Raw genomic sequence first — 22,982 nt, forward strand, 5'->3', positions numbered from 1 at the left:
GCTTTATATGATTCTGTAACTAAGTGTGTTTGCCGAATCAGTATTCAGCAATCGAATGATGTTGGAAAGAGGCGAGGGTGAAATTCTGAGCGCGGATCAACACTTGATAACATACTGGTTACATTTGTGTGATCGCAATAACGTTTGGCGTTTTGGGGGAATTGCCAAACAATCACGGGGCGACTAGCGCCCCGGATAACAGATTATGGTTATTTCTTCGCCAGGCGATCGTTGCGGTGATTGACCCAGGCGTTGATCAGCAAGGTGAACGTCAGGATGCCCGCCACCACGCCGAGCGACACGCCGATCGGGATGTGGAAGAAGTCGATAATCAGCATCTTGATGCCGATAAATACCAGGATCACCGACAGGCCGTATTTCAGCATCGAGAACCGTTCCGCCACGTTGGCCAGCAGGAAGTACATGGCGCGCAGGCCCATGATGGCGAACAGGTTGGAGGTCAGGACGATGAACGGATCGGTGGTCACGGCGAAGATCGCCGGAATGCTGTCCACCGCGAAAATCACGTCGCTCAGTTCCACCAGGATCAGCACCAGCACCAGCGGGGTGGCGAACAGAATGCCGTTGCGGCGCACGAAGAAACGCTCGCCTTCCAGGCTGTCGGTCATGCGCAAGCGGCTGCGCAGCCATTTCACCAGCGGTTTGTCGCCGATCGCCGAGTCATCTTCCTTCGCCAGCGCCATTTTAATACCGGTGAACAGCAGGAAAGCGCCGAACAGATACAGCAGCCACTGGAACTGGCTGACCAGCCAGCTGCCGGCGAAGATCATGATGGTACGCAGCACGATCGCGCCCAGCACGCCGTAGATCAGCACCCGCCGTTGCAGGTTGGCCGGCACGGCGAAGTAGCTGAACAGCATCAGCCAGACGAACACGTTATCCACCGCCAGCGCTTTTTCGATCAGGTAGCCGGTCAGGAAGGCCAGCGCCTGGGTATCGGCGACGGCGCGCCCGGCGGTTTCATTCAGGTAGTACCAGAAACCGAAATTGAACAGCAGAGAGAGGCTGACCCACACCAGCGACCAGCTGGCGGCCTGCTTCATAGTCATGGTGTGCGCGCCTTTACGGCCCTGCAACAGGAGGTCGATTGCGAGCATCACGACTATAACGGCGGCGAAGCTGCCCCATAACCACGGTGTGCCAACGGAATTCATCATCAGAGGTATCCTTCAAAAACAAAAACGGCCAACGTCGGAAGACGCCAGCCGCTCTGTGAACGCTGCAAGCAAACCTCGCCTTCCGGCAAGGTCTCACTTACAACGTTGATGAAGGTGGTTACACCTTTGACATCAGGTTGCCCGGTAACCGGATGCTTGCGCATCGTAATGACGATTGACCGGCAATGAAGTTACTCCCCTTTGCAGAGCAGAAAGTAATGCAAAATGTGTCGGCGGTCAACGTGAATCGCGTTAACCGGCCATCGCTTTTTGCGCGCCGAGGCTGACGACGAATCCCTGCAGCAGCAGGCGGCTGAATGGCGTGTCGCTAACCTGTTGTTGTTGCTGTTGGTAGCGGGCCTGCTGCTCAGGATGCAGCTCGCCGAGCCACTGCAGATACTGGCTCATCACCGCGCCGTTGAATTCCGGGTGGAACTGGGTGGTCAGGGCGTGATCGCCATAGCGCAGGATTTGGTGCGCGTCCTGCTGCGAACGCGCCAGCGTCTGCGCGCCGGCGGGCGGCGTCAGCACGCTCTGCGAGTGGATCAGGTTGGCCTTGAAGCGCGGCGGCAGCAGGGTGAGCCGCCGATCGTCGGCCGCGGCGGGCAGCATTTCGATCTCCAGCGTACCCACCTCCATGCCCTGCGGGTGGTAGCCCACTTCGCCGCCGAGCGCGTAGGCCAACAGCTGGTGGCCGTAGCAGACGCCGAACAGCGGCAGTTTGATCGCCATCGCCTGGCGCAGCCATTCGGCGGCTTCCTCGCTCCACGGCAGCCGTTCGGTCACCATCGCCGGCGAGCCGGTGATGACTACGCCGCAATAGGCGGCAGGCGGCAACGGCCGTTCGCCGGCGGGCAGGTGCACGATGTGCGCTCGTTCGGCGTCGATATTGCCTTGTTGCAGGAACATGCCATCAAAGTTGGCCAATTCTTGACGAATGGCCTGCGGCGCGTCGCCGGTTTGCATCACGAGCAACGGTTTCATTTCATTCTCCGTCGGCGGGGAAGACGACGCCGGTCTGGCGGCGGATATCGGTCAGCAGGCGGGCGACGATCAGCGAATTCTCCAGCCCTGGATGTTCCACCCGGTGATTTTCCACCAGCTCAGTGAAGGCCAGCGCTTCATACAGCATGGTGTTGATGTGCTGCGGCTGGCTCAGATCCTGGCGGTTGCCGCCGCGCGGCGTCAGCGCCACGCCCTGACACTCGGAAATCTTGTCGATAATCAGCGTGCCTTCCTCTCCCTGGATCTCGCTGGGGATCGCCGAGTCGCTGACCTTGGAATGGGAAAGCGTGACGTCGAAATCGCCGTAGTTCAGGCAGACGGTGCCGTGGGCGTCCACACCGGTTTCCAGCAGCGTGGCGCTGGCGAGCACCGACTGCGGCGCGCCGAACAGCGCCACCGCGCTGGCCAGGCAGTAGTAGCCGATATCCATGATCGAGCCGTTGGAGAACTGCGGGTTAAAGGTGTTGGGGTTCTCGCCGGCCAGGTAGCGCGGGTAGCGCGAAGAGTATTGGCAGTAGTTGATAAAGGCTTTGCGCAGCCGGCCGACTTTCGGCAATGCCTGCTGCAGCGCCAGAAAATTCGGCAGATAGGCGCTTTTGAACGCTTCGAACAGCACCACCTGATTTTCCCGCGCACAGGCCGCCAGCTGTTCCGCTTCGCGCTGGTTGGAGGCCAGCGGTTTTTCGCAGATCACGTGCTTTTTATGGCGCAGGAACAGCAGCGATTGCGGGCAGTGCAGGGAATTGGGGCTGGCGATATACACCGCGTCTATGGCGTCGGACTGGGCCATCGCCTCGAGCGAGTCGAAAAACTGCGTGACCTGATAGTTGGCGCCAAACGCCTGCGCCTGTTCCAGCGAGCGTGAATACACGGCGCTCAACTTGAGTTTGCCGCTTTCATGGGCGGCATCGATAAAACGTTCCGTAATCCAGTTGGTGCCGACGACGGCAAAGCGAATCATGGCGAGCTCCGGTCCAGGCTTAAAACCGCAGATTATCACGCCCTCATTCGCTATGCATATAGCTCGCCGAACAGCGAAAGGTGCGTCAGATACAGCCGGGTATCGAACTCCAACTGGTGGTAATCCGGCTCCATATGGCAACACAGGCTGTAGAACGCCTTGTTGTGATCTTTCTCTTTCAGGTGCGCCAGCTCATGCACCACGATCATGCGCAGGAACGGTTCGGGCGCGACCTTGAACACCGTCGCCACGCGAATTTCCGCCTTGGCTTTCAGCTTGCCGCCCTGCACGCGGGAGATGGCGGTGTGCAGGCCCAGCGCGTGCTTCATGACGTGGATCTTGCTGTCGTAGGCCACCTTGCTCAGCGGCTGGGCGTTGCGCAGATACTGGTTTTTCAGATCGACGGTAAACTGATACAGCGACTTGTCGGTGGTGCAGTCATGCACCTGCGGATAGCGCTGCAGCAGCACGTCTCCCAGCCGATTCTGATGGATCAGTTGCTGCACCTGGCTTTGCAGATGCGTTGGGTAGCCTTGCAGGTAGGCGAGTTCGATGTCATGCATGAGTGATATTGCGTCCCAGTATTTCTTTGATTGGCCGCAGCCGCACACGTTGCGCATCGGCCTGTCTGGCTTCCCAGCGATCGTGTGCCGCCTGCAGGTTTAGCCAAAAGTCGGCGGTCGTTTCGAACAGGTCGGCAAACAGGTTGGCCTCGGCAACGCTCATGCGTCGATGCCCGTTGCACAGGCGGTTAACAGTGGCACGGGTGACGCCCAGTACCTTCGCCAGTTCTTCCTGGCCGATGCCCAACGGCGTTAAATACTCTTCCTGCAGCACTTCCCCCACCGTGGTGGGTTCGCGAGTCGTGGTTTCCAACATAGGTTCCCCCTCGTTCAGGTATCTTGGTGAGGATCGAGGTAAATTTTTTCAGCGGCATCATGCCGCCACTGGAACATCAGCCGCCAGTGCATATTGACGCGCAGACTTGACCATCCCTGAAATGGCCCGGATAGCCGCTTGTAATAGTTACCCGTGGGGTGATGCAAATCACGCTCTTGCTGCGCGGCGGCCAATATATCGAGCTTTCTGGCCAACTGCCGCTCGAGCACGCCGGGGATCAGACGGCTGCGTTTGCCTTCCAGATAGAACTGCTCCAGATAGCGATCGCGGAAAGATTTAATCATGCTTTCCCCCTTCCATAGGGACTGGCAGTGTAACATTTAAAGTTACACCTCGTCAGGTTAAAAAAACGTCGACATGGGTGCTCGGGAGGGAAAGGTTAATGTTGTTAAAGGAGAAAAGGGACGCGGGTTTTCAGATACGCGGCGCAATACGCAATTTATCCGAAAAAACATTTTACTGACGGGCGTTTTTAGGGGATAAACAGCCCAAATTTTATCAGTCAGGAGGGGCAATGAGCCAACTCGATCTGGGAACACAGCAACTTGAGCTGGAGCGTTATCCCCAACAGGAAGAATCCACCCAACTGCAGGCGTGGGAAGCGGCGGACGAATATCTGCTGCAACAGCTTGAAAACGTAGATATCGGCGGCCGCCCGGTGCTGATTTTCAACGATAACTTCGGCACCCTGGCCTGTGCGTTGCACGCGCATCGCCCTTACAGCGTCAGCGATTCGTACATGAGCCAGCTGGCGACGCGCCACAACCTCAAACTCAACGGTCTGGATCCTGAGCAGGTCACGCTGCTGGACAGCCTGGCCGAGCTGCCGGCGGCGCCGGCGGTGGTGCTGATTCGCGTGCCGAAAGCGCTGGCGCTGCTGGAACAGCAGCTGCGCGCGCTGCGCCACGTCGTGACCGAAGACACGCTGATCGTCGCCGGCGCCAAAGCGCGCGACGTGCATACCTCGACGATGCAGCTGTTTGAAAAGGTGCTGGGCCCGACGCGCACCAGCCTGGCGTGGAAGAAGGCGCGCCTGATTTTCTGCCAGGCGGCGGACATCGTCCCGCCGGCGGCGGCGGAAACCACCAACTGGACGCTGGACGGCACCGATTGGCTTATCCATAACCACGCCAACGTCTTCTCGCGCGGCAGCCTGGATATCGGCGCGCGCCTGTTTATGGAGCATCTGCCGCGCGGCCTGAACGGCCATATCGTCGATCTGGGCTGCGGCAACGGCGTGATTGGCCTGACGGCGCTGGCGCAAAACCCGGAAGCGCAGGTGACCTTCGTCGATGAATCTTACATGGCGGTGGCCTCCAGCGAGCTGAACGTGGAGCACAACCTGCCGCAAGAGCTGGATCGCTGTCAGTTTGAGGTGAACAACGCGCTGGCGGGCATCGAGCGCGAAAGCGTGCAGGCGGTGCTGTGCAACCCGCCTTTCCACCAGCAACACGCCATCACCGATCACACCGCCTGGCAGATGTTCTGCGACGCCAAGCGCTGCCTGCAGGTGGGCGGTGAACTGCGCATCGTCGGCAACCGTCACCTCGATTATCACCAGAAGCTCAAGCGCCTGTTCGGCAACTGCACGCTGGTGGCCTCGAACAAGAAGTTCGTGATCTTGAGAGCGGTGAAATCCGGCGCGCGTCGCTGAGCGTGAATAACAAGGGGCGCCGGGCGCCCCTCAGGCTGTAGACAAAGGGGGAAAAAGCGTGGTTTTTCCCCCTTTGTGGATATCAGCCGAAAATCAATAAATTGATTTTCCTTGTTCTCTATTCGCTGCTCTCTGCCAACCCGGCATGGGGATGAGGTTTGTCATCAATATCAGGGGCGCCGGGCGCCCCTTTTTTACAGCGCCATCGCCAACCGCGTACCCTGATCGATCGCGCGGCGGGCGTCCAGCTCGGCGGCCACGTCGGCGCCGCCGATCAGGTGCACGGTTTTCCCCATCGCCAACAGTGGTTGCTGCAGTTCGCGGCGCGGTTCCTGCCCGGCGCAAATGACCACCGTGTCCACCGGTAGGCAGCTGTCTTGCTCGGCGCGGGTGATGTGCAGCCCTTCGTCGTCGATCAGCCGATAGCTGACGCTGTTGAGCATCTTCACGCCGCGCATCGCCAGGCTGGCGCGGTGGATCCAACCGGTGGTTTTGCCCAGGCCTTCGCCCACTTTGCTGGTTTTGCGCTGCAACAGGTAGATTTGCCGGGCGGCGCGCGGCGCCTGCGGGCCTTGCGCCGCCAGCCCGCCGCGCTGTTCAAGGCGGCCATCGATGCCCCATTCGCGGTTGAATTCCGCCTGATCCAGGCTGCTGGACACGCCGTGCTGGCTGAGGTACTCGGCGGTATCGAAGCCGATGCCGCCGGCGCCGACGATCGCCACCCGCTGGCCGACCGGTTTTTTATCGCGCAGCACGTCCAGATAGCTCAGCACCTTGGCGTGCCCGATGCCGGGGATGTCCGGGGTGCGCGGCACGATGCCGCAGGCGAGGATCACCTCATCGAATTCGCTTAAATCCGCCGCTTCGACCTTGACGCCCAGCCTGACCGTCACTTCACGCAGCGCCAGCTGGCGGCGGAAGTAACGCAGCGTTTCATGGAATTCTTCCTTGCCGGGGATCTGCTTGGCGATGTTGAACTGGCCGCCGATCTGCTCGGCGGCGTCGAACAGCGTCACCTGATGACCACGGCTGGCGGCGGTGGTGGCGAAGGCCAGCCCGGCAGGGCCGGCGCCGACCACCGCCAGTTTTTTCGGTTTTTCCGCCATCGTCAGCGGCATTTCGGTTTCGCGGCAGGCGCGCGGGTTGACCAGACAGGAAGTCAGCTTGCCTTCAAAGATCTGGTCGAGACAGGCCTGGTTGCAACCGATGCAGGTATTGATCTCGTCGGCGCGCCCTTCGGCGGCTTTTTGCACAAAGGCGGCGTCGGCGAGGAACGGGCGTGCCATCGACACCATGTCGGCGCAGCCGTCCGCCAGCACCTGCTCGGCCACCGCCGGATCGTTGATGCGGTTGGTGGTGATCAGCGGGATGCTGACCTTGCCCATCAGCTTGCGGGTCACCCAGCTGAATCCGGCGCGCGGCACCATGGTGGCGATGGTCGGAATACGCGCTTCGTGCCAGCCGATGCCGGTATTGATAATGGTGGCGCCCGCCTGTTCGATCGCCAGCGCCAGCTGCTCGATCTCCTGCCAGCTGGAGCCGTCTTCCACCAGATCGAGCATCGACAGCCGGTAGATCAGAATGAATTCCGGGCCCACGGCCTGGCGTACCGCCCTGACGGTTTCGACGGCGAAGCGCATGCGATTGGTGAAGCTGCCGCCCCATTGGTCGTCGCGCTGATTGGTGCGCGTCGTCAAGAATTGGTTGATCAGATAGCCTTCGGAACCCATCACCTCAACGCCGTCGTAGCCGGCCTGCTGCGCCAGCGCCGCACAGCGGGCGAAATCGGCGATGGTTTGCTCAATCTCCGCTTCGCTGAGCGCGCTCGGCGTAAACGGGTTGATCGGCGCCTGCAGCGCGGAAGGGGCCACCAGTTTGGGTTGATAGCTGTAGCGGCCGGTGTGCAGGATCTGCAGCGCAATTTTGCCGCCCGCCTGATGGACGGCCTCGGTCACCGGGCGGTGGTGAGGCAATTGCGCCTCGCTGTTGAGGAGCGAACCGCCGCGAAACACCACGCCCTGTTCGTTCGGGGCAATGCCGCCGGTGACGATCAGCGCCACGCCGGCGGCGGCGCGCTCGGCATAGAACGCGGCCAGGCGCTGCGGGCCGTCGGGCAGCTCTTCCAGGCCGGTATGCATCGATCCCATCAGCACCCGGTTTTTCAGGGTGGTGAAGCCGAGATCCAGCGGCGCCAGCAGGTGAGGGTAATTGCTCATTGCACTCTCCATCGGGTGAAATCGGGGCCCGTTGTTATAATTATGTGAACACAAGTGGTCGGATGAGATAAATCTAGCCGTTGTCGCGCCGCTTGGGAATCTGCGTTGCGCCGAATGTGATAGATGTCATGAATCTCAGACTCTGTTTGCATAACGAACAAAAGATCGGTTAGCCTTTACGCGTTGCAAATTCCTTCTCTCTGCGGAGCCATAACCGAAAATGAACAACCACGCCTGTTGATATCTTGTCCCACGCCGTGCGCTCTCGCGCCCTGTGGGGATGTTTTGATCTCATTCAGGAGTGCTTATGGCTCATTTAGCGCAGTCCCCTTATTTCGTTTTACATCAACTGACCTGCCAATTTGCTGACGGCGAAACGCTGTTCGGCCCGCTGGATCTCGCTTTCGACCGGCAGCGCTGCGGCCTGGTGGGGCGCAACGGCGTCGGCAAAACCCAGCTGCTGCGCCTGATCGCCGGGCTGGATCAACCGGGCAACGGGCACGTCGAATCTCATGCCGCATTGGCTTACGTTGCGCAGCAGCCGGAGATCGCGCCGCACACTACGCTGGCGCAGTTGCTGGGCTACGGCGAGGTGTTCGCCGCGCTGGCGCGTCTCGAGCAGGGGCGGCCGTTGGCGGACGATATCGATCGTCTGGAAGGGCGCTGGGATCTCAACGATCGTCTGCAAAACGCCTTTGCCGCCGCCGGGTTGCCGGCCTTCGATCCGTTGCGATCCGCCAGTTCGCTGAGCGGCGGCGAGCGGATGCGCGCGTCGCTGTGCGGCGCCTTGCTCGGCGAAGCGGATTTTCTGCTGCTGGACGAACCGACCAACCACCTCGACAGCGCCGGCCGCGCCTGGCTGTATCAGCAGTTGGATCAGTGGCGGGGCGGACTGTTGATCGCCAGCCATGACCGGCAACTGCTGGGGCGCATGGAGCGCATCGTCGAACTGACGCCCGGCGCGCTGCGCAGCTACGGCGGCAACTATGAGGACTACCGGCGCCAGCGCGATACGGAGCAGCAGGCGGCGCGCGCCGATCTGGAGCATGCGCGCGAGGAGCGCCGCCGCACCCGCGCTCGCCAACAGAAAGAGCACGACATGAGCCAGCGGCGCTCGGCGCAAACGCTGCGCGTCGTCGATACGCTGAATATCGCCTCTTTCGAACGGGTGGCCTACAAGTCGGCGGCGAAGGAGAGCCTCGGCACGCTGCGCAAACAACATCAGGATCGGCGCGACAGCCTCGATGCGGCGGTGCGTGAAGCCTATCAGCGGGTGGAGGAGGAACCGCCGGTGTTGCTGGCGCTGCCGGGCAGTGAAGTGAACGCGAACAAGCAGGTGCTGGTGCTCGAGCGGCTGCAGTTGCCGTTCGTCAGCGCGCCGCCGCTGGATTTGCGGATCGACGGCCCGATGCGCGTGGCGTTGACCGGCCCCAACGGCTGCGGAAAATCCACCTTGCTGAAGACCCTTCTCGGGCAGCTGACGGCGCTTTCCGGCCATTGTCATTGCCCGCTGTCGACGGCCTACCTCGATCAAACCCTGTCGCAGCTCGATCCGGGCCTGTCGGTGATGGAACATCTGGGGCTACAGGATTCGCCGCTGGCGGAAGGGGCGTTGCGCACCCGGCTGGCGCAGCTGCAGCTTGGCGCGGATCGCATCGCGTTGCCGCTGGGCTCGCTGAGCGGCGGTGAACGCTTGAAGGCGGCGCTGGCCTGTGCGCTCTGGCGGCGACAACCGGCGCAGCTGCTGTTGCTCGACGAGCCGACCAACCACCTGGATCTGGCGTCGTCGCTGGCGATCGAAACCGCGCTGGCGGATTTCCCCGGCGCGATGCTGGTGGTGTCGCACGACGAAGACTTCCTGCAGGCGCTGAGGCCGACGCACCGCCTGAACAGGCAAGCGGACGGCTGGCGGCTTCAGGCCTGGTGAGGCAGGCGGGCGGCGATCTGACCTAGTGCGGGGCGTTGATGCACGCCAGCAGCTGGGTGAAGGCGGCGGCCATTTGCTCTTCCGGCACGCAGGCAAAGCCCATCAGCAGGCCGCGCCGGCGGTTGGGCTGCATATAGTAGCGCGACAGCGGCCGCACCAGCACCCCGCGCGCGCCGGCGGCGGCGGCGATCGCCACGTCGTCGGCCTCGTCCGGCAGGTTGAGGATCAGGTGCAAGCCGGCGTTGCTGTTGAATTCGCTGAGCGCCTGCTTGCCGAGATGTTGTTCGATCAACCCGGTCAGGAAGGCGCGCCGCCGGGCATACAGCAACCGCATGCGGCGGATATGCGCCGTGTAGTGCCCCGCCTGAATAAACTCCGCCAGCGCGCTTTGGATCAGCAGGTGCCCGCCGCGGTACAGCTCGGCATGGGCGGTTTTCAGCGCCTGCACCAGCGGCGGCGGCAACACCACATAGCCGAGGCGCAGCGCCGGGTAGAGCGTTTTGCTGAAGGTGCCGATATAGATCACCGGCGCGTCGGCTTCCAGCCCTTGCAACGCCGGGATCGGCTGGCCGGAAAAACGGAATTCGCTGTCGTAGTCGTCCTCGACGATCCAAGCGCCGGCGTTGCGCGCCAGCGCCAGCAGCCGTTGGCGGCGCGCCAGACTCATCACCGAGCCGAGCGGATACTGGTGCGACGGGGTGACGAAAATCAGGCGGGGCGGCGTCGTGGGCTGCTCCGGCGGCACCAGCCCGGCCTCGTCCACCGCCAGCGGGCAGACGTTCAGCGCATTGATGCGCAGGATATTGCGGATCCCCCAATAGCCCGGCTCTTCGATCCAGGCGTCATCCCCCGGATTGCACAACATGCGCGTCACCAGATCGATCGCCTGATGGATGCCTTCAGTGATCAGGATCTGTTCCGGCGAGCAGCGTACCGAGCGCGCCACCCGCAAATACTCCACCAACGCATGCTGTAGTTCCGGGCTGCCGCCCTGATTGCTGTAGGTCAGCCGCTGCGGCGCCGGGCGGCGGCTGAGGCGCGCCTGGATCTTGCTGAACAGCTGATGAGGAAAGGCGTTGACGTCGGGCACGCCGGGAATGAATGCCCCCCACTGTTTGGGGCTGGCGCTGGCGTGGTGCAGCAGCGTGGCGCCGCGCTCCGACAGGTCGACGCGCCGCGGTTGCCCGCTGCCGTCCGCCGGGGCGCCGCCGGTGGACAGGCAGCTGTCCGGCACCGTGTCGGCGACGAAGGTGCCGCTGCCGGCGCGCGCCGACACGTAGCCTTCTGCCAATAGTTGTTCATAAACGGTTAACACGGTGTTGCGTGACAGGCTGAGCTCCTGCGCCAGGTCGCGCGAGGCGGGCAGGCGGCTGGAGGGCGGCAGGCTGCCGTCGAGAATGCTGGTGCGGATCGCGTTGTAAAGCCGCTTGTGCAGCTTGTCATCGGGCTGTTCGCCGAGGCGCTGCAGCAACAGATCACCACTCAATGAGCGCAATTGGATCCCTCAATTATTCGTAACTGGCACTCGATTATAGGGCCACATCCTGTGTAAATAAACGGCATTGTTTCACGAATGTGAACGAAACGTGTAACTGGCACCGACCGGAGAGAACAGCATGAAAAACGCAGAATTGAACCAACGCCGTCAGGACGCCACCCCGCGCGGAGTGGGCGTGATGTGTGGTTTTTACGCCGAGCGCGCAGAGAACGCCACGCTGTGGGATGTGGAAGGCAAAGAAGTGATTGACTTCGCCTCGGGGATTGCCGTGCTGAACACCGGCCACCGTCACCCGAAGGTGATCGCCGCGATTGAAAAGCAACTGCAGGCCTTCACCCACACCGCCTATCAGATCGTTCCTTACGAAAGCTATGTTTCTCTGGCGGAGCGCATCAACCAGCGCGCGCCGATCGCCGGTCCGTGTAAAACCGCCTTCTTCACCACCGGCGCGGAAGCGGTGGAAAACGCGGTGAAGATCGCCCGCGCATACACCGGCCGCCCGGGGTTGATCACCTTCGGCGGCGGTTTCCACGGCCGCACCTACATGACCATGGCGCTGACCGGCAAAGTGGCGCCTTACAAACTGGGCTTTGGCCCATTCCCCGGCTCGGTGTTCCACGGCCAGTACCCGAACGCGCTGTACGGCGTGACCACCGAAGACGCGATGAACAGCCTGGACCGCCTGTTTAAAGCGGATATCGATCCCAAGCAGGTGGCGGCGATCGTGCTGGAGCCGGTGCAGGGCGAGGGCGGCTTCAACGTGGCGCCGGCCGATTTCATGCAGGCGCTGCGCGCGCTGTGCGACCAGCACGGCATTCTGCTGATCGCTGACGAAGTGCAGACCGGCTTCGCCCGTACCGGCAAGCTGTTCGCCATGGAGCACTACAGCGTTAAGCCCGATTTGATCACTATGGCGAAAAGCCTGGCGGGCGGCATGCCGCTGTCGGCGGTGGCGGGCCGCGCCGAGGTGATGGATGCGCCGGCGCCGGGCGGGCTGGGCGGCACCTATGCCGGTAACCCGCTGGCGGTGGCCGCCGCGCACGCGGTGCTGGACGTGATCGAAGAAGAGCAGCTGTGCCAGCGCGCTCAGCGCTTGGGTCAACACCTGGTGGAAGTGCTCCAGCAGGCGCGTAAAACCAGCCCGGCGATCGCCGATGTGCGCGCGCAGGGGTCGATGGTGGCGGTGGAGTTCAACGATCCGGCTACCGGCAAGCCTTCGGCGGAGATCACCCGTCAGGTGCAGCAGAAGGCGATGGAGGAAGGGCTGCTGCTGCTGAGCTGCGGCGTGAACGGCAACGTGATCCGCTTCCTCTACCCGCTGACTATCCCGGACGATCAGTTCACCAAGGCGATGGGCATCCTGTCCCGCGCGCTGGCCCACTAAGGAGCGAACGGCATGAAATTGAACAATCCCGAGCTGTTGCGCAGCCAGTGTCTGATCAACGGCGAATGGTGCGACGCCCTGAGCGGCAAGCGCGAAGCGGTGATCAACCCGGCCACCGGTGCCGAACTGGCCAGCATTCCGCTGGTCAGCGAAGAGGAAACCCAGCAGGCGATCGCGGCGGCGCAGCGGGCGCAAAACGACTGGAAACAGCTGACCGCCAAGCAGCGTTCCGCGCTGCTGTTGGCCTGGGCTGATAAGGTGCTGGCCGCGCAGGAAGATCTGGCGCAGCTGATGACCGCCGAGCAGGGCAAATCGCTGGCGGAAGCGCGCGGCGAAGTGACCTACGCCGCGTCGTTCATCACCTGGTTCGCCGAAGAGGCCAAGCGGGTGGACGGCGCGGTATTGCAGGCGCCTCAGGCTTCGCAGCGCCTGGTGGTGGTGAAGCAGCCGATCGGCGTGTGCGCGGCCATCACCCCGTGGAACTTCCCGGCGGCGATGATCACCCGCAAGGTGGCGCCGGCGCTGGCGGCCGGTTGCGCCATCATCGTCAAACCGGCCGAGCAAACGCCGCTGACCGCGCTGGCGTTGGCCAAGCTGGCGCAGGACGCCGGCATTCCCGCCGGCGTGTTGCAGGTGGTGACTGGGGAAGCGGCGCAGGTGGGCAAGGTGTTGTGCGACAGCCCGGTGGTGCGCAAGCTGAGCTTTACCGGCTCGACCGAGGTCGGCCGCATCCTGATGGCGCAGTGCGCGCCGAGCATCAAGAAACTGTCGCTGGAACTGGGCGGTAATGCGCCGGTTATCGTGTTCGACGACGCCAATCTGGACGCGGCGGTGGCGGGCATCATGGCCTCCAAGTTCCGCAACAGCGGCCAGACCTGCGTGTGCGCCAACCGCATCTACGTGCAGGACGGCATCTACGAGCGGCTGGCGGAGAAGCTGGTGGCGGCGGTCGAGCAGTTGAAAGTCGGCGACGGCAGCCAGGAAGGCACCACTCAGGGGCCGCTGATCGACAGCGATGCGGTGGCGAAGGTGCAGAGCCACATCGACGACGCGCTGATCAAAGGGGCGCAGATCGCCACCGGCGGTCAGCCGCACGCGCTGGGCGGCACCTTCTTCCAGCCGACGGTGGTGACCGGCGTGACGCAGAAGATGCGCTTCGCCAAAGAAGAGACCTTCGGGCCGGTGGCGCCGCTGTTCCGTTTCCATGACGAGGCGGAAGCCATCGCCATGGCCAACGACACCGAATTCGGTCTGGCCGCCTATCTGTTCACGCAGAACGCTGCGCGCCAGTGGCGAGTGCCGGAAGCGCTGGAGTACGGCATGGTCGGCATCAACACCGGGCTGATTTCCAACGAAGTGGCGCCGTTCGGCGGCGTGAAACAGTCAGGGCTCGGGCGTGAAGGATCGCGCTACGGGATAGAAGAATATCTGGAGCTGAAATACCTGTGTATCGATGTGAGCCGTTGAGCGTCAGGACGTTAACCCATCCCGGCGGCCAGCGTCGCCGGGCGATAAAGGATGATGCATGTCTGATAATATCTCTGTTTCTCCGGCGCTTGCCGCCGGGGTGCGAGCACCTGCACCCGCCAAATCGTTAAGTTTCCTCGAAGGGGTGGCGATGATCGTCGGCACCAACATCGGCGCCGGCGTGCTCTCCATCGCCTATGCCTCCAGCAAGGCGGGTTTCCTGCCGCTGCTGTTCTGGCTGGTGCTGGTGGGGAGCCTGACCACCATCACCATGCTGTACGTTGCCGAATCCACGCTGCGCACCCGCGCGCATCTGCAGCTGAGCGGGCTGGCGAAGCGCTACGTCGGCGGCCTGGGCGCCTGGTTGATGTTCGCTTCGGTGTGCGTCAACAGCGTCGGGGCGCTTACCGCCTACATGACCGGCAGCGGCAAGCTGCTGCAATCGCTGTTCGGCATCTCGCCGGCGCTGGGCAGCCTGCTGTTCTTCGTACCCGCCGCCGGCGTGCTCTATCTCGGTTTGAAAGCGATCGGCCGCGGCGAGAAGTTCATCAGCATCGGCATGGTGGTGATGCTGACCGCGCTGGTGGCGGCGACGCTGCTGAAAGACACCACTCAGATGCGCAACCTGCTGGACGGCGACTGGCGCTATATGGTGCCGGTGTTCAACGTGGTGGTGTTCTGCTTCTCGGCGCAGTACATCGTGCCGGAGATGGCGCGCGGCTTTGCCGATAAGCCGGAGCAGCTGCCGAAGGCGATCATCGTCGGCATGGTCGTGACCTTCATTTTGCTGGCGGCGGTGCCGATGTCGGTGATCGCGCTCAGCGGGCTGGATGACATCTCCGATGTGGCCACCATTTCCTGGGGCCAGGCGCTGGGGCAGTGGGCGTTCTTCTCCGCCAACATCTTCGCGCTGTGCGCGATGCTGACCTCGTACTGGGGGTTGGGCGGCAGCTTCCTGACCAATATCTTCGACAAGTTCCGGCTGGGCAACGACGAGCTGCCGCTGCGCCGCTTCGGCGTGCTGCTGCTGGTGGTGGTGCCGCCGTTCGCGCTGGCCTACAGCGGGCTGGTGTCGTTCGTCAACGCGCTCTACTTCGCCGGGGTGTTCAGCGGGGTGATCCTGTCGATCATGCCGATGCTGATCCTGCGCGGCGCGCGCAAACACGGCGACCAAACCCCACGCTGGCAGTGCAACTGGATCACGCATCCGCTGCTGCAGATCAGCATTGTGTTGCTGTACCTGGCCAGCGCGGTGTACGCCATCGCTTCATTGTTAGGCTATCTGCCCTCTGGATGGTGATTTGCCTTCCCTCAAGCAGTGATGTTGTTTCTCGGCATTGAGAACGGCGGCGTCGTGGCCGCCGATTTTTTTCCTCAGGCGCGCCGTTTTTCCGACAACGCCAGCCAGGCCTGCACCGACGGGCGCTGCCACTGCTTGTGCGCATAGTGGCGCACGCGCTCCGGCACCGGATCGCCGTGCATTACCAGCCGGTTGAGCATCAGCGCCAGATCGGTGTCGGCGATGCACCACTCCCTGAACAGATTGTCCTGCCCGTGGCTCAACAGCTTTTCCACGGCGGCGATCAGCTTGCGCGCGGCTTCCTGCGCGGCTTCGGACAGCGGCGGGAACTTGCCGTTGTTGAACACCACTTCGGTCGAGCGCTCGGCGCGGATCGGCAGCAGATCGCTGCGCAACCAGGCCTGGATCTCGCGCGCCTTGGCGCGCAGCTTCACGTCGCGCGGGTACACGGCGTGGGCCGGGTGGATGTCTTCCAGGTATTCGGCGATCGCCGAAGACTCCGAGAGCTGGAACTCGCCGATCGCCAACGTCGGCACCCGGCGGGTGAGCGATAGCGCCGCGTAGGCTGCCTCTTTGTTCTCTTCTTTCGCCAGATCCACCGGCTTCACGGTGAACGGAATGCCTTTTTCCGTCAGCACGACAAAGGCGGACATGGCGTACGGGCTGAAAAATTCACTGTCGGTATAAAGCTCGGTGATCGGTTGAGACATCGGCGGTTCCTCGGGGTTAAGGGGGGAACATTCATCATTGTCGAGGGGAGGCTAAAAATCAATCTGTTAGCCTAAAAGTTCTTGGGCGGCGCGGTTTACGGCGCCGTGAGCTCCTTCAGGATGATGTGATATATTTGTTGCCAACACGTGAATTGAGCCGTATTGGGTAACATGAAGACGCAGTGGATAGAACGAGTGAAAGTGGGATGCGCGCGCCTGTGGCCGCACCCGCTGGCGGTGGGCAAACGAGAGATGCTGATTTCCAGCGTTGGCGCCGGTTTGGGGCTGATGCTCGCCGGCTGGATCAGCCACTTTATTTTGGGCGAGGTGAACCTGTGGTTTATCGCGCCGATGGGCGCTTCGGCGGTGCTGCTGTTCGGCGTGCCGAACAGCCCGCTGGCGCAGCCTTGGTCGATCGTCGGCGGCAATGCGCTGGCGGCGACGGTGGGCGTGAGCGCCGGTCTGCTGATCCCCGATCCGGGCCTGGCCTGCGGCGTTGCGGCGGCGGTGGCCATCGGCCTGATGTTCAAGCTGCGCTGCCTGCACCCACCCGGCGGCGCGGTGGCGCTGACCGCCATCCTCGGCGGCCCCGGCATTCATCAGATGGGCTACCACTTCGTGTTGTACCCGGTGTTGCTGAATTCGGTGCTGCTGGCGGCGCTGGCCATTCTGTTCAATAACCTGGCCGGGCGGCGCTACCCGCACGCGCTGGCGCCGGCGGAGGCCAAGCCGGCCAATCTGCCGATCGATGCCGTTTCCATCACCCGCGCCGATCTGCACGAGGCGTTGATGGAGGGGGATCTGTTCGATATCGATGAGGACGATCTGCAGGAGATCCTGCTGCGCGCCGAGCAGCTGGCGCATCAGCGGCAAAGCAAGGCCACCTGATCAGCCCGGCGTTTTATCGGATGGCGGAAGGCGCGTAACCAAAACGCTTTTGAAAGCGTTCGCTAAAACGCGATCTGGATTTGTAACCGCAGGCCTCTGCAATGCGGGTCATATCCCATCGGGTGGTTTGAAGCAACATCATGGCGTGATGCATGCGGACGTCTATCAGCAAATCTTCGAAGCGTGTCTGTTCGGCGGCAAGGCGCCGCCGCAACGTTGCCGGGCTCATCGCTAACGTTTTTCCTGCTGTTTCTGCCGTCCAGTTTTGTTCCGGAGCCTCAAGAATCAAGGTGCGCAGGCGCTGTGATGGGCTATCCAACGGCAAATGCGTAAAAACATGCCCCCGTTCGGCCAGCGCGGTCAAAAAGTCCAGAAGGCGGTATTGCAGGCGAATATCGCTGATTTCCTGTTTTTCCACGCTTTCAATCACGTGATAAAACGTTGCCGACAGGTCTTCGTCCAGAGGCAGCGTTTTCCACGCGTCATTTTTAGGGGGGATAGGGGGGGAAGCCTGCCGGGTTCGGTGAAAGACATCCAGCAGTTCTGCCGACAGCGTCAGGAATATCGAGCGAAAAGGCCGATCGATGTCGCCCGGCGTTTTGACTAAATCTGCGCGGGTATTGGGGGGGACCAGGAGCAGTTCGTCGGGGGTCTCCAGAGACAAATGTTGTGAAGCCGATGTGATACCAAGTTGGCCCGTCGCGATCAGCAAGACCGTCGCTTCATGGAAGACGAACTGCGGCGTGTGCAGCTGGCGTTTCAATGTCGGCTGGCACACTCCGCACAAGCGGTGCCTCGATACCGGCGCTCCCGACGGAGAGTGCCAATGCAAAAGCTTCGCATCCGGCTTGCGTCTGGTTCGCACTGATCCGAAGGAACCGGTCCGGCTCATATTCGACTCCTTCATGCGATTATTTCGCCGTTGATGCTACGTTAGGGTTCAGGCTGTAAAGGCCTGTCAGGCTCGCTTGGGCTAACACTGGCGCTTCCGCCAGGGCGGCATTCACATTAGCCCCTGTCAAAGGCCCTTGTACATCCAAACCGGGGGTAGCAAGCGCATAAACCGTGAAAATATAATGATGAACTAACGTATCGTTCCACGGTGGGCATGGGCCATCGTAACCGTAGTATTCCCCCTTCATCTGCTCGTCGGCGGCAAACCAACCGGTATAGTCATTGGTGCCGTGGCGATAGGCCGAAGGGGCGTTTGGCCCGGCTTTGCCACGCGGCGTTACGCCGTCCGATTGAGAGCCCGCCGCAATTTCCACGGTACTGGCCGGAATATCCAGCAGCAGCCAGTGAAAGAAATCAACGCGCGGCAACGAGGCGGGCACAACCCGACGCTCTTGATTCACATCATCACCACGGCTTGGCACGTCGGGATCATGGCAGACGATCACGAAAGACTGCGTGCCTGCAGGCACTTCACTCCAGGCCAGATGGGGGTTGCGATTTCCCGATAAAGCAACATGGTTGGCGGCATCGGGAATAGCGAAGGCGAACTCACCGGGAATGAATTCCCCTTCTTTAAAGCTTTGGCTGGTCAGTTTCATAAATGCCGATCTCCTGTTCTATTGAGCGGTCTCTGCGGGTATGCGAGGTCCTCATTATAAGTTTTTCAAAATGAGTTAAGGCGACAAATCCAATCAAAATAGAACCAATTACGCTCATTGTGATTGTATTTGATTGATTTGTGTCGATGAACGGCCGTATTTGGCTGCTGTTTCGGTGCTAGCGCGATGGCGAACACTCTGGATGAGGGGGTAAGGTCAATATTGGCGAGGGCGAACTGGAGAAGAGGCTGCTGCGCGCCGAGCAGCTGGCGCATCAGCGGCAAAGCAAGATTGCCTGATCAGCCCAGCGTTTTGCGGTAAAACACCACCCGTTCCGTTTCGGCAAAGCCCAGCGCCGCATGCAGGCGCTGGGAGTCCAGATTGGCGATGTCGGTATCCGACGCCAGCTCGCTGCACCCCTGTTGCTTCGCCCACTCCTGCACCTGCGCGATCAAACGCGCCGCCCAGCCCTGGCGGCGGGCGCGTTCGACGGTGTAAATCCCTTCCAAAAACGCCACCGGCGACGATTCGCAGCCGTTGACGTAATCGTGGCGCAGCGCGGCCTCGGCAAAGCCAACGAAAGCGCCGTCCAGCCCCCGCGCCATAAACGCGGTGTGGTGCGGCGAAGCCAATATTTCGCGCATCTCCGCGCGGTGCTCTTCCAACGGACAAGTGGGCCACAGCGCTGAGCGCAGCGCCAGCCAGGCGTCGAGGTTGTCGTGGTCGCAGTTGACGATCATGCGGGATCCTTATCCGGCAACTGAAGGGAGTGGGGCGATAATATCACGTTGCGCCGTCAGCGAGCGGCCGGATGCGTCGGCGCATGTGAGTAGCCTGCCCTGGATCGTTCGTCACAGATTGTGATCCCATCATCAACGTCATCGAAAGACGGGGATCGTACCTGAAGCCGTCCGTCGCTCGCCGGCCTCTTTAAGTCTCCGCCCCAGTTCGGCGATGCGACGTTCGCCGGCTTCCAGCGCGGATGCTGAGGTATGTACCGAATAGGAACCGAGGTGCAGCGGATACGGGTGAGGCACGGCTGAGCCGAGAACGAATACGGCATCTTCATTGCCGGATGCTTCAAGCGCTATGGGCATTTCCCCCGGTTCGAATACCACCAGCTCGCCCGCGTTGACAGGCGCGTCTGCGCTGAGACGGCCTTTGGCCAGTGCGAGCCAGCCGACAGAATGATTCGCTGGCGGCCGATAAGTCCAGCGTTCGCCCGGTTTGAGGGTGACGAGCAAGTAATTGATGCCTTCCTGCGCGGGCACCGGGCTTTGCACGCCTTCATGGTTGCCAATGATGACATGCGCCGGCCCGATTTGGCGCATGTTCCGGGCTTCGATATAACGGCTTTCCTGTTCACCGTTCTCCAGCTCGGCGGGCAGGGCCAGCCAGAGCTGGAATCCCTGGATGCGCGGCGTATCCGTGGCGGACAATTCCTTGCCGTGCCACATCCCACCGCCGGCACGCGCCCACTCCACCGCGCCATAGCCGAGCGTCCCGACAGCGCCGCTGGCAGGATCTTCGTAGTGAAAAGCGCCTTCGAGCGGCACGGTCACGGTGGCTATGCCTGAATGCGGATGCAGCGGCATGTTGGCCAGCATTGCCATGGTGCGCTGATCCGCCTCGAACAGATCGAGGAATACGAAAGGTTTAATCACCTGGCCCAGGTCGGAAGGGCTCATCAGCCGGGTGATCGGGCCGTGGCCGTGGCCTCGGGTGCGTTGTGTTATACGCCGCGGGTTGGGCGCGAGTGGTGAGGTCAACGTGGTGTTCATGATTGAATCTCCAGTTTACAAATCCGGCGCGAACGAATTCCGGGGTACGCGGCACAGCCATAGGATTGAGCGGTATTGCATCGCCGGGGGCCAGCCCAAAAAAGGGACTGGCCGCGAGCCTGCTCTTGCTGTTCTGAACCGGCCCCGATTAAGCGGTCAGGCCGTCAATCTGAGCCGCGGCTGCATCGATGGCGACAGTGCGGTTTTCCGGGCTGAGTGCCAGTCCCTCTGCTTGAATGAAGGTGATGTCCGTAATACCAAGGAAGCCGAAGAAACTGCGCAGATAGGTTTCCTGATGGTCCAGGAAGGCCAGTGGCGTGCCTTCGCCGTACAGGCCACCGCGGGTGGAAGCAACGATAACGCGTTTCCCCTTGGCGAGGCCTTCAGCGCCGTTTTCCGTATAGCGGAAAGTTCTGCCTGGCACTGCAAGTCGGTCAAGCCAGGCGCGCAGCTGAGTCGGCAACGTAAAGTTATACATAGGCGCACCGACGATAATGACATCGGCGGCAAGGAAGTCGTCGACGAGTTTGGCGTTGCGGGCAACGGCCTGTTTGACGTGCTCGTCTTGCGGTTCCACGCCCTGCAGAGCCAGAAATTCGGCGCTGGAAAGGTGGTTAATCGGGTCGGCGGCGAGATCGGTGTGGATGATCCTGGCGTCTGGCTTAGCTGCAGACAGCTGTTTGGCGATCGCCGCCGTGAGCTGGCGGCTAACCGATTGTTCGTTGAGAATGCTGGAATCGATATGAAGCAGTGTCATGATGAAATCCTTAGGTATAAAATGGTAACCAGGGATAACAATATAACCATGTCCTAAAATGGCAGACAATAAGGCACATTAGGAGAACCCGGTATCATGAATGTGACTAATCAACCTCGAGATTTAAGACATGCCGACTGCCAAAAGATCAGCCAGGTATTGGCGCGCGTTGGTGAGAAGTGGAGTGTCCTGATCATTATGCTCTTGGCGAACGGGCCACGCCGATTCACTGAAATAAAGCGTACAATCAATGGAATATCTCAGCGGATGCTGACGCTGTGCCTGCGCAATATGGAACGAGATGGGTTAGTCAAGCGGACAGTTATTGCCGTCATGCCGCCGCACGTCGAATATGAATTGACGCCGCTCGGTTGCTCATTGACCGTACCCGTCATCGCGCTGGGAACCTGGGCGAATGAGCATATTGCCGATATTGATGCGGCGAGAACCGCATTCGACGCGCAAAATAGCGAGGCCGGTGAGGATGTTAATTCACGCTAGAGGCGGCAGGGGGGCGAATGAAATTTGCGTTCTGTTGCAAAAGAGGCGAATGCCTGGTTGCGCCGCAGAAAAAACTAAGGGGCTACGCTGTTAACGTAACCCCTTGATAATTTGGTGGCCCCTGTTGGGTTTGAACCAACGACCAAGCGATTATGAGTCGCCTGCTCTAACCACTGAGCTAAGGGGCCAAGCCGCGAGATTATAGGGAATCCTTAAGCATCGGTCTACTGTTACCCGCCCGTATGTTGCTTTTCTGCGCAGTTCTAGCCTGTTGTAATTGCTGGCGGATTTTGCGATAACCGCAGTAAATCCCTGCAATGGACTCACGACACTCATGGAACTTCTGGCGCCCAACCTGCGGGTGGTGTTTTGCGGCATCAACCCCGGCCTTTCTTCCGCCCATCAGGGCTATCCTTTCGCCAACGGCAGCAACCGCTTCTGGAAGGTGATCCATCAGGCCGGCTTTACCGCGAGCCAGCTGGCGCCGGAGCAGTGGCAGCAGCTGAAGGACAACGGCTGCGGCATTACCGCGCTGGTGGCGCGCCCGACGGTGGCGGCCAGCGAGCTGTCGCGCGACGAGTTGCGCAGCGGCGGTGAGGCGCTGCAAGAGAAAATCCTGCGCTATCAGCCGCGCGCGCTGGCGATCTTGGGCAAGCAGGCGTTCACCACCGCCTTCGGGGTGAAAAACGCGCCCTGGGGCAAGCAGACGATGATGCTGGGAAAAACCGAGGTCTGGGTATTGCCCAACCCCAGCGGATTGAATCGCGCCACGCTGGAGCAGCTGACCGCCAGCTATCGCGAGCTGTTCCTGGCGCTGCAATGAGATAAGGGGAGTGTGCGATGACATCGATGATGAAAGGCTGTTTGATGGCGCTGCTGTTGGTGACCGGCGCCGCACAGGCGGGGCATTCGCCGCAGGAAGCGCGCAACAAGCAGAACGTGCTGGAGTTTTATCGGCAGGGGCTGAACAACAAGGATTTTGCGGCGGCGCGGCCGTTTTTGGGCGAACAATACAAACAGCATAACCCCAATGCCAAAGACGGCGTGGCGGGTTTTCGTCAATTTGTCGAGCTGCTGAAAACGCGTTACCCCAATTCGCACAGTGAGGTGAAACAGGCGTTCGTCGACGGCGACTTCGTGATTTTGCATGTGGAGGTCAGCGGGCGCGAGGCCGCTAAAACCGCGGCGATCGTCGATATCTTCCGTCTGGACAGCGCCGGAAAGATCGTTGAACACTGGGACGTGACGCAGCCGGTGCCGGAGAAGACCGCCAGCGGCAACAGCATGTTCTGAGGCATAAAA

The 22,982-nt window shown here is 61.4% G+C and carries 23 protein-coding genes and 1 tRNA gene; 9 read left to right on the forward strand and 15 right to left on the reverse strand.

Annotation, left to right across the window (positions count from 1 at the left end):
- Window positions 1-209 precede the first annotated feature (209 nt).
- The 6 genes from MMS95_RS21895 to MMS95_RS21920 form a co-directional block, all read right to left on the reverse strand.
- Window positions 210-1,178: a TerC family protein gene (locus MMS95_RS21895; RefSeq protein ID WP_015379153.1), complete on the reverse strand. Its 969-nt coding sequence runs from the start codon at window positions 1,176-1,178 to the stop codon at window positions 210-212.
- Window positions 1,179-1,430: 252 nt separating this feature from the next.
- Window positions 1,431-2,162, reverse strand: a complete 732-nt coding sequence (locus tag MMS95_RS21900; protein WP_099982534.1) for a glutamine amidotransferase — start codon at window positions 2,160-2,162, stop codon at window positions 1,431-1,433.
- Window position 2,163: 1 nt separating this feature from the next.
- Window positions 2,164-3,144 carry a Gfo/Idh/MocA family oxidoreductase gene (locus MMS95_RS21905; protein WP_242142275.1) on the reverse strand — a complete coding sequence of 327 codons (981 nt, stop codon included), beginning with the start codon at window positions 3,142-3,144 and terminating at the stop codon, window positions 2,164-2,166.
- Window positions 3,145-3,194: 50 nt separating this feature from the next.
- Entirely contained in the window at window positions 3,195-3,707 is a 513-nt protein-coding gene (locus MMS95_RS21910) for a M48 family metallopeptidase (RefSeq protein ID WP_016930176.1), read from the reverse strand.
- Window positions 3,700-4,023: a HigA family addiction module antitoxin gene (locus tag MMS95_RS21915; protein ID WP_015379150.1), complete on the reverse strand. Its 324-nt coding sequence runs from the start codon at window positions 4,021-4,023 to the stop codon at window positions 3,700-3,702. Before MMS95_RS21915 ends, MMS95_RS21910 begins: the two co-directional genes overlap by 8 nt.
- Before the next feature lie 14 nt (window positions 4,024-4,037).
- Complete coding sequence (locus MMS95_RS21920; protein WP_048325546.1) at window positions 4,038-4,328, reverse strand: type II toxin-antitoxin system RelE/ParE family toxin; 291 nt, start codon at window positions 4,326-4,328, stop codon at window positions 4,038-4,040.
- 230 nt (window positions 4,329-4,558) lie between these two features.
- Here MMS95_RS21920 and rlmG point away from each other — a divergent pair, with 230 nt between their 5' ends.
- Window positions 4,559-5,698 (forward strand): 23S rRNA (guanine(1835)-N(2))-methyltransferase RlmG, encoded by a 1,140-nt coding sequence (gene rlmG / locus MMS95_RS21925; protein WP_016930173.1) that lies wholly within the window; start codon window positions 4,559-4,561, stop codon window positions 5,696-5,698.
- A 194-nt stretch (window positions 5,699-5,892) separates the two neighbouring features.
- Here rlmG and MMS95_RS21930 read toward each other — a convergent pair whose 3' ends face one another.
- Complete coding sequence (locus MMS95_RS21930) at window positions 5,893-7,914, reverse strand: NADPH-dependent 2,4-dienoyl-CoA reductase (RefSeq protein WP_242142277.1); 2,022 nt, start codon at window positions 7,912-7,914, stop codon at window positions 5,893-5,895.
- Window positions 7,915-8,221: 307 nt separating this feature from the next.
- Here MMS95_RS21930 and MMS95_RS21935 point away from each other — a divergent pair, with 307 nt between their 5' ends.
- Complete coding sequence (locus MMS95_RS21935) at window positions 8,222-9,841, forward strand: ABC-F family ATP-binding cassette domain-containing protein (protein ID WP_197842972.1); 1,620 nt, start codon at window positions 8,222-8,224, stop codon at window positions 9,839-9,841.
- Window positions 9,842-9,863: 22 nt separating this feature from the next.
- On the opposite strand, the gene MMS95_RS21940 is transcribed toward MMS95_RS21935, so the two are convergent.
- Window positions 9,864-11,336 carry a PLP-dependent aminotransferase family protein gene (locus tag MMS95_RS21940; protein WP_031300239.1) on the reverse strand — a complete coding sequence of 491 codons (1,473 nt, stop codon included), beginning with the start codon at window positions 11,334-11,336 and terminating at the stop codon, window positions 9,864-9,866.
- Window positions 11,337-11,457: 121 nt separating this feature from the next.
- Here MMS95_RS21940 and MMS95_RS21945 point away from each other — a divergent pair, with 121 nt between their 5' ends.
- The 3 genes from MMS95_RS21945 to MMS95_RS21955 are packed head-to-tail and all read left to right on the forward strand — an operon-like array spanning window position 11,458 to window position 15,490.
- Window positions 11,458-12,723 (forward strand): 4-aminobutyrate--2-oxoglutarate transaminase, encoded by a 1,266-nt coding sequence (locus MMS95_RS21945; protein ID WP_016930169.1) that lies wholly within the window; start codon window positions 11,458-11,460, stop codon window positions 12,721-12,723.
- 12 nt (window positions 12,724-12,735) lie between these two features.
- Window positions 12,736-14,190 (forward strand): NAD-dependent succinate-semialdehyde dehydrogenase, encoded by a 1,455-nt coding sequence (locus MMS95_RS21950; protein ID WP_021505087.1) that lies wholly within the window; start codon window positions 12,736-12,738, stop codon window positions 14,188-14,190.
- A 58-nt stretch (window positions 14,191-14,248) separates the two neighbouring features.
- Window positions 14,249-15,490 (forward strand): amino acid permease, encoded by a 1,242-nt coding sequence (locus tag MMS95_RS21955; protein ID WP_004937169.1) that lies wholly within the window; start codon window positions 14,249-14,251, stop codon window positions 15,488-15,490.
- Window positions 15,491-15,564: 74 nt separating this feature from the next.
- Here MMS95_RS21955 and yfcF read toward each other — a convergent pair whose 3' ends face one another.
- A complete protein-coding gene (gene yfcF / locus MMS95_RS21960) occupies window positions 15,565-16,200 on the reverse strand; it encodes a glutathione transferase (protein WP_004937171.1) in 636 nt (211 codons plus the stop codon).
- 171 nt (window positions 16,201-16,371) lie between these two features.
- Between yfcF and MMS95_RS21965 the strand changes: the two genes are divergently transcribed.
- Window positions 16,372-17,088 carry an HPP family protein gene (locus MMS95_RS21965; RefSeq protein ID WP_242142282.1) on the forward strand — a complete coding sequence of 239 codons (717 nt, stop codon included), beginning with the start codon at window positions 16,372-16,374 and terminating at the stop codon, window positions 17,086-17,088.
- Between the two features lie 13 nt (window positions 17,089-17,101).
- Here the strand turns inward: MMS95_RS21965 and MMS95_RS21970 are convergent, their stop codons facing one another.
- The 5 genes from MMS95_RS21970 to MMS95_RS21990 all read right to left on the reverse strand — a co-directional run bounded on the left by MMS95_RS21970 (window position 17,102) and on the right by MMS95_RS21990 (window position 21,179).
- Window positions 17,102-17,851, reverse strand: a complete 750-nt coding sequence (locus MMS95_RS21970; RefSeq protein WP_197763833.1) for an AraC family transcriptional regulator — start codon at window positions 17,849-17,851, stop codon at window positions 17,102-17,104.
- A gap of 148 nt (window positions 17,852-17,999) precedes the next feature.
- Window positions 18,000-18,641, reverse strand: coding sequence for a YbhB/YbcL family Raf kinase inhibitor-like protein (locus MMS95_RS21975; protein WP_103086044.1), 642 nt, complete (start codon window positions 18,639-18,641; stop codon window positions 18,000-18,002).
- 299 nt (window positions 18,642-18,940) lie between these two features.
- A complete protein-coding gene (gene aac(6') / locus MMS95_RS21980; protein ID WP_242142279.1) occupies window positions 18,941-19,381 on the reverse strand; it encodes an aminoglycoside 6'-N-acetyltransferase in 441 nt (146 codons plus the stop codon).
- 138 nt (window positions 19,382-19,519) lie between these two features.
- Window positions 19,520-20,422 carry a pirin family protein gene (locus MMS95_RS21985; protein WP_088381932.1) on the reverse strand — a complete coding sequence of 301 codons (903 nt, stop codon included), beginning with the start codon at window positions 20,420-20,422 and terminating at the stop codon, window positions 19,520-19,522.
- A gap of 148 nt (window positions 20,423-20,570) precedes the next feature.
- Window positions 20,571-21,179, reverse strand: coding sequence for an FMN-dependent NADH-azoreductase (locus MMS95_RS21990; protein ID WP_242142280.1), 609 nt, complete (start codon window positions 21,177-21,179; stop codon window positions 20,571-20,573).
- 96 nt (window positions 21,180-21,275) lie between these two features.
- On the opposite strand from MMS95_RS21990, the gene MMS95_RS21995 reads away from it, so the two are divergent.
- The gene (locus MMS95_RS21995) at window positions 21,276-21,680 is read left to right on the forward strand and encodes a helix-turn-helix domain-containing protein (RefSeq protein ID WP_021505083.1); all 405 of its coding nucleotides are present in this window, start codon (window positions 21,276-21,278) and stop codon (window positions 21,678-21,680) included.
- Between the two features lie 112 nt (window positions 21,681-21,792).
- Here the strand turns inward: MMS95_RS21995 and MMS95_RS22000 are convergent.
- Window positions 21,793-21,868: transfer RNA gene (locus tag MMS95_RS22000), tRNA-Ile, on the reverse strand.
- Window positions 21,869-22,014: 146 nt separating this feature from the next.
- Here MMS95_RS22000 and mug point away from each other — a divergent pair.
- Both mug and MMS95_RS22010 read left to right on the forward strand, forming a co-directional pair.
- Window positions 22,015-22,503, forward strand: coding sequence for a G/U mismatch-specific DNA glycosylase (gene mug, locus MMS95_RS22005; RefSeq protein ID WP_053091216.1), 489 nt, complete (start codon window positions 22,015-22,017; stop codon window positions 22,501-22,503).
- A gap of 26 nt (window positions 22,504-22,529) precedes the next feature.
- Window positions 22,530-22,973, forward strand: a complete 444-nt coding sequence (locus MMS95_RS22010) for a nuclear transport factor 2 family protein (protein ID WP_174242150.1) — start codon at window positions 22,530-22,532, stop codon at window positions 22,971-22,973.
- Window positions 22,974-22,982 lie beyond the last annotated feature (9 nt).

The organism is Serratia sp. PGPR-27 (assembly GCF_022678525.1).
In the GTDB taxonomy this organism is placed as follows: domain Bacteria; phylum Pseudomonadota; class Gammaproteobacteria; order Enterobacterales; family Enterobacteriaceae; genus Serratia; species Serratia nematodiphila.